Source organism: Paraburkholderia sp. SECH2 (assembly GCF_030464795.1).
In the GTDB taxonomy this organism is placed as follows: Bacteria; Pseudomonadota; Gammaproteobacteria; order Burkholderiales; family Burkholderiaceae; genus Paraburkholderia; species Paraburkholderia aspalathi.
In genome coordinates this window covers 321836-335373 of record NZ_JALPRH010000004.1, presented here as the reverse complement: position 1 = coordinate 335373, position 13538 = coordinate 321836, and the positions used below count along the sequence as shown (strand labels likewise).

Here is a 13538-nt window from a genome sequence, read left to right as displayed (position 1 = left end):
GAAAATATAGGCCGCGTCATTATTGACGGCAATTCCCAAATTGTTGGATAAGGCATAACATCAGGTCATGCCTAATCTTCGCAAAAAACTGCCGAGCGCCAATGCGCTGTTCGTGTTCGAAGCTGCCGCGCGCTGCGGCAACTTCACGCGCGCGGCGCAGGAGTTATATGTGAGTCAGCCTGCGGTGAGCCGCATGCTGGCGCGCATGGAAGACCATCTCGGCGTGCGCCTTTTCGAGCGCGTGCGTGGCGGGATCGAGCTGACCGAGAACGGCAAGATCCTCTACCGGAAGATCTCGGAAGGTTTCAATGGCATAGAAGGCGCGATACGGGAGATCGAGGCGCGGGCGACTGGCGTCGAGTCCGTCACGCTGTCGGTGTCCACCGCGTTCACGACACACTGGCTGATGCCGCGCATGAGCCGGCTGAACCAGGCGTTTCCGAATGTCGATTTGCGGTTTCAGCTGATCTCGGGGCGTATCGGTGGGCCGCTCGTCGATGTCGATCTCGGCATGCGTTTTTTGCGTGAGGACGAGATCGGCGAGAACAGCGTGCTGGTGATGCCGGAGACGCTACTGCCGGTGTGCAACCGGCGCTATCACGAGACGGCCGCGACGCAGACGGGCCGCGAGCACGGCGACACGGTAATCGTGATGGACGACGGCGAGCGCGGCTGGCATGAGCGCTTCGCCACGTTCGCGGCACACGGGCGGCACGTAGCGAGCATGCTGAGCTTCAACGACTACGCGATCGTCGTGCAGGCGGCGCTGTTGGGGCAGGGCGTCGCGCTTGGCTGGCTCAATGTGGTGTCGCATTGGCTTCTGGAGGGCGCGCTGCTCCCGTCCGAGGAGGAATTGATCGTAACGAACCGGCGCTGCTGTCTGGTGTGGCCGGAGAATCGACCGTTGCGGCCGGTTGCAGCGGATGTGCGGGACTGGATCATCGAGGAGACGCGTGCCGATGTGCGGGCCGTCGACCGCAATTATCCGAAGCTGGGACTGCGGCGTTTGCTGGCGGAGGCGGGGCTCGTGATCGGGCCGGGCCAGGATGATGGGCGAAGGGTTAAGGCAGCCACGCCTTGATTGCGCGGCAGGAGGTCCGCCCCTCGTTGTTCCAGCCGGCCCTGATTTCCAGGCCCGCACTCCCCGACACAATCAGGCCAGATCGCGTCCGCCGGTTTCTTCGAGCATCGTCACGGCGCAGAGCGAAATGATGACGCACGCAATCATGTACCAGGCCGGCGCCATCGTATTGCCCGTCACCTTGATAAGCCACGCGACGACGAGCTGCGCCGTGCCGCCGAACACCGACACCGCCACGGCATACGCGCTTGCCAGATAGCCTGCGCGCACATGTTTCGGGAAATTCTCCGGCATGAGCGCATACGCAGGCGCCGATCCCATCGTGTAGAAGAACATCAGAAGCACGATCAGGCCGGTGACGACCGGCAGCGTCGGAAACTGGTTCATCAGCCAGAACGCGGGATACAGCAGTGCGATCAGCACCACGCGGCCCAGCACGGTCAGCGGTTTTCTACGGCCCATGCGGTCCGACAGCGCGCCCCAGATCGGGCACATGAGCAGCGAAACGCAGGCGGCGCCGATCGAGACCAGCATCGACAGCTTGGGCGGCATCTTCAGATACTGAATCGAGTAGGTGGGGATGTAGTACATCAGGACATAGGTCGCGACTGTCATGCCCATGATCGCGAACACGGTCAAAAACCATTTGCGCACGAGGGCCGGTTCGAAGCGCGAGTGCTCCGTTTTGACGGGCTCATCGTCCACGATATGCCGGCGCAGATACACGCCCACGGGCATGATCAGCGTGCCGGCCAGAAACGGAACGCGCCATCCCCAATCGAGCAGCTGCGGACCGGTTAAATGATAGGTGAGCAACGCAGCCATACCCGAGCCGAGCAGGGCGGCCGCGCCCTGGCTCGCCAGCTGCCAGCTTGCGCGAAAGCCACGCCCTTTTGCAGAACCTGTTTCCAGCAGGGTCGCGGTGGCCGCGCCAAACTCGCCGCCCTGCGCAAAACCCTGCACGAGGCGCGCCACCACGATCAACGCGGGCGCAGCAATGCCGATGGTTTCGTAGGTCGGCGCGAGACCGATCGCTGCGGAGCCGACCGCCATCAGGAAGATCGTCAGCGTGAGCGCGGCCCGGCGCCCGCGCTTGTCCGCGTAGTGGCCGAGCACGAAGCCGCCGACGGGCCTCGCCACGAAGCCGATCGCGAACGCCGATAACGCCAGCAACGTCGACACGACGGGATCCTGCGACGGAAAGAACAGCTTTGCGATGGTCAGCGCGAAAAAGCTGTAGACCGTGAAATCGAAGAACTCGAGCAGATTGCCGACGACGGCCGCCACGACAATGCGGGTCTGCGAAACCGCAATCGTGCCGGACGACGTAAGAGGCTGGGTTGACATGGTTTAGGTCCTCACCGTAGGTGTATTTATGATGGATCCGTCTGCGCTTTCTGATGGGCGCTTAGACTTTCGACGCAAGAAACCGCTCGACCAGCCGCGTCCAGAATGCGGCGCCGACGGTCAGGTTGTCGTCGTTGAAGTCGTACTTCGCGTTGTGCAGCATGGGCGTGTCCTTGCCGTTGCCCACGCGCAGGAAGCAGCCCGGCTTCTTTTGCAGGTAATAGGCGAAGTCCTCGCTGCCCGCGATCGGACCAAAGCCGTCGACCACGCGTTCGTCGCCCACCAGTTCGCGTGCGACCTGTAACGCGAATTCAGTCTCCTGCGTGCTGTTGACGAGCACCGGGTAGCCCGGCATATAGTCGATCTCGACGCTGGCGCCGTGCGCTTGCACATGCGCATTGGCGAGCGCGCGGATGCGTGTTTCGAGCAGCGTGCGCACTTCGGGATCGAACGAGCGCACGCTCAGTTGAAGACGCGCCGTTTCGGGGATCACATTGGGTGCGTGTCCCGCATTGAACGCACCGATCGTGACCACGGCGGGCTGCATCGGATCGATGTTGCGCGACACGACCGTTTGCAGCGCCGTCACGAGTCCTGCGCCTATTACGAGCGGATCGGTGGCGAGATGGGGGCGGGCAGCGTGACCGCCGCGACCGTGGATCGTGATGTCGACGGTATCGCATGCAGCCATGAACGGACCGCTGCGGAACATGAACGTGCCCGCCGGCGCGCCGGGATGGTTGTGCAGGCCGAAGATGGCCTCGCAAGGGAAGCGCTCGAAGAGACCGTCTGCGATCATGCGTTGTGCGCCGCTATCCGAGCCGACTTCCTCAGCGGGCTGGAAGACGAGATGGACGGTTCCGTCAAAGCGGCGCGTGCGCGCCAGATGCCGCGCTGCACCAAGAACCATCGTCGTGTGACCGTCGTGACCGCATGCGTGCATCTTGCCCGGGTGAACGCTGGAATAGGGTAGGCCCGTGGCCTCGGTGATGGGCAGGGCGTCCATATCGGCGCGTACCGCAACGGCCCGCGACCCCGTTCCCGACTTCAGCGATGCGACCATGCCCGTTCCGCCCAGACCGCGCGCGACTTCGTAACCCCAACTTGCGAGCGCTTCGGCAACAAGATCCGATGTCTGGAACTCCTGGTAAGCCAGTTCAGGATGCTGGTGCAAACGGTGACGGATGCCGCGCAGTTCATCGTTCAGATCGCTGGTTTCATCGAGCGTGCAAAAGTGCTGGGTATTGGGCATTTGGATTGACGTGCATATAGAAAGCGAAGCGTCAGTATTTCGCTGCAAAAACGTGCGATCAATGACGTCTTTCGGTCGATAATGTTGACTTGAATGTCAACAGTCCGGAAAGCATGTCAACCGACACCGATATCCCTCAGACAGGCGCCCTCAATCCGCGCAGCCTGCGCTATCTGCATGAAATCGCCGTGCATGGTGGCGTGCGGGCGGCAGCGGACGCGCTCGGCATCAATGCGTCGGTGATCAGCCGGCAGGTGACGCAGTTGGAACGCGCGCACGGTGTGGCGCTGCTCGAGCGGCAGGGCCGGCGCGTGACGCTCACGGAAATCGGCCTGAGTCTCGTCGATCACTTTCGTGAAAGCCGGCGCCGCGACGCGGAGATGCTGGTGCAACTGGAGGATTATCGGGGGCTGCGGCGCGGACGGATCGGCATCGGGTGCGGCGAGGGGTTTGTCGGCAATCTGATGGCGATCGTGCTCGAGCGGTTTAGCGCGCAGTTTCCGGATATCGTCGTCGATCTGCATACGGGTGCGACGTCCGAAATCATCGCGATGGTTCGCAACGATGAGGTCGATCTTGGCCTATGCGCGGGCGGGGCGAGGGACCCGGCGATACGCTCGCGCACGTTTCGCGCCGCGCCGTTCTGCGCGTTCGTGAGCCCGCGGCATCCGTTGGCGGGACTGCAGCGTATCCGCTTCGAGCAGCTTGCCGATGCCCGCCTGATTTTCATGCCGCCGCGTTTCGGCGTTCAACAGTATGTCGACTCGATCATTCGCGCGGAGCGGCTCAGCCTCACGCCGGCTTACCGGTGCGATATGTTCGCCGCGGCGCAGGCGATTGCGGCAGCGGGTCTTGGCGTCGCGTTCATGTCGACTGATGCCGCGCGGCAATATCTCGACGCTGGCAAGCTTGTTGCGCTTGAGATCGATCATCCGATTGCACGCGACTTCAGCAGCCAGGTGATACGCCGGGTTGGCCGGCGTTTGTCGCCGGCGGCGGAGTTTTTGTGGAAGCAGTTGGTGGGGGCGATGCAGAGGGGGTGGGCGGCGGCTGGGAAAGATTAATGCTATGCACACACGTGTCATGGCTTCTCCACCCGAATTTTGCTTCAAGATATCCATCTGACTCGTTTGTCAGTGGATTCGTGTTTATCGGTGCGGTTGCGTTGCTCAGTGCGGAGTCTTACATTTTCGTACTGAGTAACGCCAAACTTAGCAATGGGTCGCGCAGGCCATCCAGATGCTTTCCCAATCCTTGCGTCGCTTCACTTGTAAAAACCTTCGAAGGCGATCAGATGCAACCTTCCGACTACGCACATGAAGACATAGGCAATCTGGTGCTGCTCGAGCATATCAACCTCACGATACCGGACCAGAGTCTCGCGACTGCGTTCTATGTCAGCGGACTTGGACTCACGCGAGATCCTTATCTGATGACCGGCCTGAACAATATGTGGATCAACATCGGTCGTTCACAGATTCACTTGCCGCACGGCGACGCGCAGCGACTGCGCGGACACGTGGCACTGATCGTGGGCAAGCGCGAATCGCTGGTCGCACGGCTGCGCGCAGTTCGGCCCGTACTCGATCGAACCGCGTTCGGATGGACCGAGCGGGCCGACCGCGTAGAGATCACCTGTCCGTGGGGAAACCGGTACGACTGCCTTGATCCGAATCCGGATCAGTCGAACGCTCCGTGGTCGCGCATCGATCTCGGCATTGCTTATGTGCAACTTGATGTGCCGCTCGGTTGCGCCGGGTCGATTGCCGCTTTTTACCGCGAGGTATTCAATGCGTCCGTCGAGGTCCGCGACCACAACGGTTCGCAGCAGACGGCAATTGCGGTCGGGACGCATCAGCAGCTTATCTATTCAGAAACGCCCGCTGCCAACCTGGAATACGATGGACATCATATCCAGATCTATGTCGCAAACTTCTCCGAGCCCTACGCACGACTCGCTGCGCGCGGGCTGGTTTATGACGAGGAGCCTCATCAATATCGCTTCGCCGACGTCATCGATCCCGTGAGCGGCGCGCATTGCTTCAAGCTCGAGCATGAGGTACGTAGTCTGCGTCATCCGCTCTATGCGCGCCCTCTGGTGAATCGAAATCCGGATCAAAGTAACAGGAACTACCGCATGGGTGGCGACGCGCGCAGAGGCGTGTTCTAGTCGGCGCGACCAGCTTCGTCGGTGCGACTAGCAAAACGTCGCGCGGCCAACGCATTAATGACAAGCGACGCATCGAGACGATCAACGTGGATGAACGAGCGTGACGTCGACCCCAAGTGGTTTAATTGGTTCTGATCCAAATAGGCTCAGCGAATCAGGTGCAGTGTTCGACCGAACAATCTGGTGATCGGTGATGAGCAAACGGAAAGGCGTGGACGAGAGTGTTCTCAGTCGTTGATAATTTTACATAATATAAATTATCAACAATTAAGCTGTAGAGGCTAAGTTGTAATGTCCGCTTTTAGCCAAGTTCAAATGTCCGCTTCGAGGCGGCATAAGCTTACCCGGCGTCGATCCTCCGGCGCCGGAGGCTGCGATGGCTGCGACGGACAGGATCGCCATGACGATGTGTGAGCTGGACAGGTTCAAGGTCATTCAGGCCGTGGCGGACGATCTGCTCAAACCGTGGCGCGCTGCACAGCGGCTCGGCCTGACGACGCGACAGATACGACGGCTGGTCGCGCGCCTGCGTGAAGATGGCCCGGCGGGTCTGGTGTCCGGCCGATGCGCGAAGCCGAGCAACAACCGGCTCGATGCCGGCACCGCGGCTCGCGTGCTGGCGATCATTCGCGAGCGCTATGCCGATTTTGGCCCGACGCTGGCGTGCGAGAAGCTGCGTGTATGCCATGGGCTGCGGCTGGCCAAGGAAACCGTCAGGCGACTCATGACCGATGCCGGCCTGTGGATTCCGAGGCGTCAGCGGCCGCCGAAGATCCATCAGTTGCGCAGTCGTCGGGCCTGCGTGGGCGAGCTGGTGCAGATCGACGGCAGCGATCACCGGTGGTTCGAGGAACGGGCGCCGGCGTGCACGCTGCTGGTGTACGTCGACGACGCGACCAGCCGGCTGATGGCGCTGCACTTCACGGCCACCGAGTCGACCTTCAGTTACTTCGAGGCGACACGCGGGTATCTCAGGCAGCATGGCAAACCGGTGGCGTTCTACAGCGACAAGGCCACCGTGTTCCGCTCGGCGCAGACGTCAACGACGGCTGGCAAGGGATTTACGCAGTTTGGGCGGGCCCTGTACGAGCTCAATATCGAGTCATGGTGTGCGAACAGCAACCAGGCCAAGGGGCGGGTTGAACGGGCGAATCTGACCTTGCAGGACCGGCTCGTGAAGGAACTGCGGCTGCGTGGGATCGATACACATGAAGCCGCGAACGACTATGCGCCCCACTTCGTGGCCGACTACAACACGCGCTTTGGCAAGCCACCGAAGAGCGCTTTTAATGCACACCGGTCACTGCGCGACGACGAGGATCTCGACCTGATCCTGACGCACCGGGCAACACGCTGCGTGTCGAACACGCTGACCGTCCAGTATGACCGGGTGATCTATCTGCTCGAAGACACGGCCGCGAACCGTGGCCGGATCCATCGCTACATCGACGTCTATGAATATCCGGACGGGCGCATCGAGATCCGTGCGGACGGCAGCGCTCTGCCCTGCTCCCGCTATGACCGGCTCTCGGAGATTGATCAGGGGGCGGTCATCGAGAACAAGCGTCTGGGGCACGCGCTCAGGGTTGCCCAGCAGGTGCAGGCCGAGCGCGATAACCGGCGCGCAGCAGGCTCGCCATCGCGCACCAATCGGGGTGACGAAGTTCGCCCCAGGGTCCGTCCCACCGGGACGCGCAAGCAACGCGAACTTACCGTGGGCGACCTGAACGAGATCGTGCTGGGAACCGCCGGCGAACGGGCAGGCTCGGTGCTTAAAACCCCTTCCAGATAGAGATATTTAACCACTCAGAAGCGGACATCTGAACTTGGCCGGAACCCGGACATCTGAAACAGGCCTCGACATAAGTTGTCAGAGCTTTTTAGTAATGTCCTCTTCTAGCGCGACCGCCTATTTTTCGCTGTGAAGCATCGCGAAGTACTCCTGCTCCGCGACCTTCATGAAATCGATCATCAAACTTTTGACACGCCTTGAATCGCGCGCACTGAAGGCCTCGAGCAGATGGCCAATACCTTCGACGACAATTTTCTGCGTTGCCGGTCTATTCAATGTGCTCAGCCGCACATGCTGTACGTGATCAGCAAAACGCTCGATTGTCGATTTGAGACGCTCGTTTTTAACGGCAGCAAGCCATGTATCGCGAAACGCCGCGTTCGCGGCAAGCATCATTTCGACGTCATTCATCTCATATGCGCGGCAGGCCATCTGGTAAGAGTTCTTCATCGCCGCCAATTGCGCATCCGTCAACGTTGCTACTGTCCCAGAAGCTGCTGCCGGATCGAGTAAGCGCCGCACTTCGAAGATTTCGTGAATATCGGTTTCCGTAATGGTCGGCACAACAAAACCCCTTGTGGTGCCGACCAGATAGCCCTCATTGACCAGGCGCAGGAGCGCCTGGCGCACGGGCATCCGAGTACAGTCGAACTCCTCTGCGATCTCGTAGTCAAGCAGGCGGTCGTCCGCGCCGACCTCACCGCGCTGCAAGCGACCGAGCACCTCCTGGTAGACCGATTCCATCAGTGTGCCGTGCTTGAGCGCCGTGCGGCGCGGAAGCTTGACTACCTTACGTTCGGATTGGGGCACATCAACCTCTTGGAGTTTGCATATTCTGAATTCAGAATATTGCGTTGCTCCCTATTAGTCAAGACGATGCCCCCTATTCCACTGCCCAGCGAATCGCGGAGGGGGCTATTCGGGCAATAGATCGGCGAGCTGAGCGGCAATCGATGCGTGCGTCAGGTCTCCAGGCGAAAAACGCATCACGCGGCCCCGCGTATCTACGCTTACGTTGGCTTCAAAAAGCCGCGATTCCAACGCTTTCGCGTCAACATGCTGCGGCAATTGCGCCATCACACTGCCCCCTCGCTCTTCTGCATTCTGTGGCGATGCAAGCCTGTAACCTTTGTGCTCAAGCACGTCGGCAATTGCCTGACACAGTTGCAGGTTATATGCGCGCAGACCCTGCGAGGCGTCAGAGAGGCGCCACGAAAGACCCGGTGCAGAGGCGATAAATGGCAGGAATGACGGTGTACCGGTGTCGAAGCGTCGAGCGTCCGGCGCGAACGAAAATCGATCGAGATCCCAGTTGAACGGATCGGGTTGGCTGAACCAGCCCCGCGTGGCGGGCGCGAGACCGTTGTCGAGCAGAGTGGGATTAAGGAATGCGAGTCCGGCGCCTGGTGCTCCGCATAGCCACTTGAGGGTCGTGCTCGCAACGAAATCGACAGGTGTGTCTTCAATGTCGAAGTCGAGAAGACCCGCACCCTGCGTGATGTCCACCGCGATCAGGCTACCTTGTGCGCGGCCGTGCGCCGTGAGGCGTTTCAAGTTCGCGCGTTTCGACGCCGTCGACGTGACCCACGTAATGACAGCCAACGCCACACCATCATCCCAGCGCTCGACGAACGCATCGTCGGTGACATACGTTCCGTTGTCTGCTAGCGGCACGGTGTCGAGTGTAAATCCGAACACGGGTGCCAACCCTGTAAGCAAGAAATGCAAGCTAGGGAAGCAGTCGGCTGCGATTAGCACGCGCCTCCCCTCGAGGCGTGCGCGGCCCAATGCGCCGACGAGCTTTCCGAACGCCTCAGTCACACTGTCCGCACAGAACACTGCGCGAGAAGGCGCGCCAATCAGCATCGCCCAATCATCAAGCACGTGTTGCCGCGCCTGGAGACAGTATTCCCATCGGACCTGGTCTGGCCGGTACCACTGGGACACGAACGTATCAAGCGCCGCGCGCACCGCGTTCTGCTGGTCTGGAAACATGCCGACGGAATGGTACATCAGCCATCCGTCGTATCTGGAATCTTTTTTGTCATGCATGACAAGTAATCCTAAGTTTAATAGATAAACGCTTAAAAACGATGGCGCATGCCGATCCGAAGCAATAACTGATTGCGACCAGATGAACCAGTCATGCTGATGATATCGGCGTGCGCCGTATCTCCCACGGCATGCTGAAAAATGGATTCCACGTATACGTCTGTGCGTGCTGACAGAAGATAATCGGCGGTGAGGCTCCCCTGGTGATACTTGTTGCCGTTCAGCGTTGTCAATGTGTAGCCGAATCCGAAATTCCAAACCACGTTGTAGAGCCAGGCAAAGCCGCCCTCATAGTTACGGAACGTCCCGTTCGCCGTCGCGGCGGCCCCACGGAAAATCGACTGCGTGTAAAGCGCGTACGTTGTCACGCCTGGCAGAATCTTGTATGTACCACCCACGCCAAAAGTGCGGGCGAAGTCGCCGCCCAGCAGCACGGGCTTCGACGAGCCAACAAGGGGAGAAATATCGAGAGTCTGGCCACTGATGTCCGTGTAAGCCGCACCGACATTCAACGGTCCGTTGACATAGTTCGCACTGAAGCTGTAAGTTCGCCCGGTGCCGTTGAACTGGCCAGCAAGGTTGGAAAATCCGATCATTGCACCCATAGTGAAGCCGCCGTAGCTAGGTGTCAGATACTTCACTGCGTTATTTACGCGCTGGCCGCTCAGGCGATCGTTATCGAGCGGGTTATTACTGTACCCGCCAGCTGACCAGGTCGGCGTGTTGTAGCTACCGAGTGAGTCGTACATGAAGTCGTACTGACGGCCAAGCTTTACCGTGCCCAACCGCGTATCGGAAAGCCCGACCCAGGTCATGCGGCCGAAGCCTAATCCGCCCTGCCCGAGTGCACCGGTGCCCAAATTAAAACCACTCTCGATCGCGAAAATCGCTTTCGTTCCGCCGCCAAGATCTTCTGATCCCCGAAAGCCTAACCGGTTGCCCTGCATCACACCCGTGTCAAGCAGAGTGGCAGTCTTACCACCGGCATTGCTGTTCCATGTCACGCCAGCATCGACGATGCCATATAGCGTGACGCTGCTTTGTCCGTAGGCTGCGGTAGACAGTCCCGCAAGCGCGGACAGGCCGATCGCCATCCGCGACGCGAGCCGATTGTATTTCGTCTCGCTGCTTCCTGTATGTGTCATGGTCTTCCCCTTTAATGTTTCCAACGCGTATCGTGGAGTTGTTGCGCAAGTTCCCGCTCACCGTGCCCGCCAAGCGGCTGGATAATGCCTTCGTTTACGACTTCTTCTGCAACTGACGCCACGATGGCAGTACGAGGACCAGCAGACTCCCGACGACCGCACAGGCCGCAATGGCAAGCATTGAAGTCGCGGTATTGCCAGTGAGATCCTGCGCGAGCCCCATGAGATACGGGCCGAAAAATCCACCCAATGCGGCGAGCGCGTTCATCAGTGCAAGACCAGCCGCTGCTGCGCGTCCCGTTATAAAGTTCGACGCCAGCGCCCACACCAGCGGCGTGGCGCCTATGAAGGCGCCCGTCGAGATAGCGACGCCTGCAATGGCGAGTCCGGGCGTCGAGGCAAACACAACACTCGTCAGTAGCCCGGCCGCACCTACGACGCATGCGCCGGCAATGTGCCAGCGCCGGTCGTCAAAGAAATCAGAACTGCGGCCAAGCGCCAGCGTCGTAACGGCCGCAGTCAGGTATGGAATCGCGGAGATCAAGCCGATCGTGCCGTACTGATGAAACCCGGCGGCCTTGATGATGGTCGGCGTCCAGAACACCACCGCGTATATGCCAAGGTTCAATGCAACCAGCACGAACCCCATCAACCAGACCTCCCTTTCGCGCAGTGCGTCGGCGATACGCGCGCGCTGATGCTTCGGAGAGCGGTCAGCGTCCACAAGAAGCTGCAGTTGCTCGCGCCCGGCCTGATCGAGCCATTTGGCATCGCGTGGCGCGTTGTCCAGCAGGCGCCACACCATAGTGCCGATTAGCACCGCCGGCACGCCTTGCAACAGAAACAGCCACTGCCAGTTGTGCAGTGAGCCCACTTTGTCGAAGACTCCCATCATCCAGCCGGACAGCGGACCGACCACGATTCCCCCTACCGCGGCCGCCGTGACCAACAACGAGATGATGCGTCCCTGGCGCCGCTGCGGATACCATTGGGTCAGGTAATAGACGACGCCGGGCAGAAATCCTGCCTCGGCCGCGCCTAGCAGAAAGCGCATCACATAAAACATCATCGGCGTCTTGATGAATAGCATTGCTATTGAAATCAGACCCCAGGTCACCATGATCCGGGCGATCCATAGTCGCGCGCCGACGCGATAGAGAATCAGATTGCTAGGAACTTCGAACAGGACGAAGCCGATGAAGAAAATTCCCGAACCCAGCCCGTAGACTGCCGCGCTGAAGTGCAAATCGTCGAGCATCTGCAGCTTCGCGAACCCGATGTTGACGCGATCGATATAGGCTATGACGTAGCTGATAAACAGCAACGGCATCAGGCGCCATGTGACCTTACGAAACAGGCGATCTTCCTGTGCCGACGCCAGTGGTGGTGAATGACTGAGACTAACCGTCTTCATAGCAAAACTCCTCTTCATGAACTGGGGCAATCAAGTAGACGATTATCTGGACAGGCGCTCGACGAGGCGCGCCACGAAGCGTTCACAGGCTGCCAACTGCTCTAGCGTCACGTATTCATCCGGCTTGTGCGCCTGTTCAATAGATCCGGGGCCGCACACCACGCTTGGCACGCCCGCTGCCTGAAAGAACGAAGCTTCGGTTCCGTAGGCGACTTTTTCAGCGCGCGTATGACCGAGCAGCGCGGCCGCAAGGCGAAAGATCGCGTCCCGCTCCTGCGCGTCGAGTGCGGGTATCGCGCCGAGGCACTCGAACTCGATTGACGCCTGCGAATTCTTTCGGCGCATTTTCGGCAATACGACTTCGCGCGCATATTCCTCGAGCGAGGCGATGAAGAGATCCGGCGAAGTACCAGGCAGGAACCGATAGTCAAAATCGAATTCGCAGTCGGCCGGAATGATGTTGCGAGCCGTGCCGCCGACAATCGTATTGGTCGAGATCGTCGAAAATGGAACGTCGAAGCCGTCGTCGTGGCAGCCACGGATCTCCTCGCGCTCAGCGAGATCCTGAATGTGTGCGATGAGCCGGGACGCGTACTCGATCGCGTTGACGCCTCGTGGAGTCAGCGAAGAATGCGCCGCACAGCCGCGAACATGGCAGCGATAGATGCGCCCTCCTTTATGTGCACCTATCAGCCTCATGCCTGTAGGTTCACCAACGATGCAACCCGATGGTCGAAAGCCTGCTTGCGCGATGTCTGCGAGCAACGCCGGCACGCCGAGACAGCCGACCTCTTCGTCGTACGACAGCGCCACATGCAATGGTTCGCGCAGATCGGCGCGGCCGAATGCTTCAGCCTGACTCAATACCACCGCAATGAAACCTTTCATGTCACAAGCACCACGACCATAGACGCGGCCATCACGTATCTGCGCGACGAACGGATCGCTGCGCCAATCCTGGCCGTCGACAGGCACTACATCGGAATGACCGGAGAGTACGATTCCACCGTCACCTGCACCGAAGGTGGCAAACAGATTCGCCTTCGTGCGGTCGCTGTTGTAGGTGTAGTGCAACCGTGCACCGGCGGTTTCGAGTTCCTGGGCGGCCCACTCGATCAACGCGAGATTCGAATTGCAGCTCGTGGTATCGAACGAAATCAGCTTCGAGAGACAATCAAGCGTCGCCTTCGACGCAAGCGAGCCCGGCGAGGCCGGCGTTGAGCGTGACATCTGAAATTTTCCTGATAATCGGGTTTCGGCATAGGTGTGCCGTCTGAGTCGGGTC

The 13538-nt window shown here is 60.0% G+C and carries 11 protein-coding genes; 4 read left to right on the top strand and 7 right to left on the bottom strand.

The window, feature by feature from the left end; translation table 11 throughout:
* Nucleotides 1–67: 67 nt before the first annotated feature.
* Complete coding sequence (locus M0D66_RS10725) at nt 68–1081, top strand: LysR family transcriptional regulator (RefSeq protein WP_200651722.1); 1014 nt, start codon at nt 68–70, stop codon at nt 1079–1081.
* A 72-nt stretch (nt 1082–1153) separates the two neighbouring features.
* Here M0D66_RS10725 and M0D66_RS10720 read toward each other — a convergent pair whose 3' ends face one another.
* Together M0D66_RS10720 and M0D66_RS10715 are read right to left on the bottom strand one after the other, a co-directional pair.
* A complete protein-coding gene (locus M0D66_RS10720) occupies nt 1154–2428 on the bottom strand; it encodes an MFS transporter (RefSeq protein ID WP_093642582.1) in 1275 nt (424 codons plus the stop codon).
* Nucleotides 2429–2489: 61 nt separating this feature from the next.
* A complete protein-coding gene (locus M0D66_RS10715) occupies nt 2490–3680 on the bottom strand; it encodes a M20 aminoacylase family protein (RefSeq protein WP_266210728.1) in 1191 nt (396 codons plus the stop codon).
* A gap of 113 nt (nt 3681–3793) precedes the next feature.
* On the opposite strand from M0D66_RS10715, the gene M0D66_RS10710 reads away from it, so the two are divergent.
* From M0D66_RS10710 to M0D66_RS10700, 3 genes are all read left to right on the top strand, one after another.
* The gene (locus M0D66_RS10710) at nt 3794–4744 is read left to right on the top strand and encodes a LysR family transcriptional regulator (RefSeq protein ID WP_200620000.1); all 951 of its coding nucleotides are present in this window, start codon (nt 3794–3796) and stop codon (nt 4742–4744) included.
* Nucleotides 4745–4974: 230 nt separating this feature from the next.
* Nucleotides 4975–5850 (top strand): VOC family protein, encoded by an 876-nt coding sequence (locus M0D66_RS10705; protein ID WP_200651726.1) that lies wholly within the window; start codon nt 4975–4977, stop codon nt 5848–5850.
* 376 nt (nt 5851–6226) lie between these two features.
* Nucleotides 6227–7642: an ISNCY family transposase gene (locus M0D66_RS10700; protein ID WP_256454966.1), complete on the top strand. Its 1416-nt coding sequence runs from the start codon at nt 6227–6229 to the stop codon at nt 7640–7642.
* Nucleotides 7643–7759: 117 nt separating this feature from the next.
* Here M0D66_RS10700 and M0D66_RS10695 read toward each other — a convergent pair whose 3' ends face one another.
* From M0D66_RS10695 to argE, 5 genes are all read right to left on the bottom strand, one after another.
* On the bottom strand, nt 7760–8386 hold the full coding sequence (locus M0D66_RS10695) for a GntR family transcriptional regulator (protein ID WP_301772816.1): 627 nt from the start codon (nt 8384–8386) through the stop codon (nt 7760–7762).
* Between the two features lie 171 nt (nt 8387–8557).
* Nucleotides 8558–9694, bottom strand: coding sequence for an aminotransferase class V-fold PLP-dependent enzyme (locus M0D66_RS10690; protein ID WP_256454964.1), 1137 nt, complete (start codon nt 9692–9694; stop codon nt 8558–8560).
* 32 nt (nt 9695–9726) lie between these two features.
* Nucleotides 9727–10839 (bottom strand): porin, encoded by a 1113-nt coding sequence (locus M0D66_RS10685; RefSeq protein WP_256454963.1) that lies wholly within the window; start codon nt 10837–10839, stop codon nt 9727–9729.
* Between the two features lie 94 nt (nt 10840–10933).
* On the bottom strand, nt 10934–12253 hold the full coding sequence (locus M0D66_RS10680; protein WP_256454962.1) for an MFS transporter: 1320 nt from the start codon (nt 12251–12253) through the stop codon (nt 10934–10936).
* 42 nt (nt 12254–12295) lie between these two features.
* On the bottom strand, nt 12296–13483 hold the full coding sequence (gene argE, locus M0D66_RS10675) for an acetylornithine deacetylase (protein WP_266210726.1): 1188 nt from the start codon (nt 13481–13483) through the stop codon (nt 12296–12298).
* Nucleotides 13484–13538: the final 55 nt, after the last annotated feature.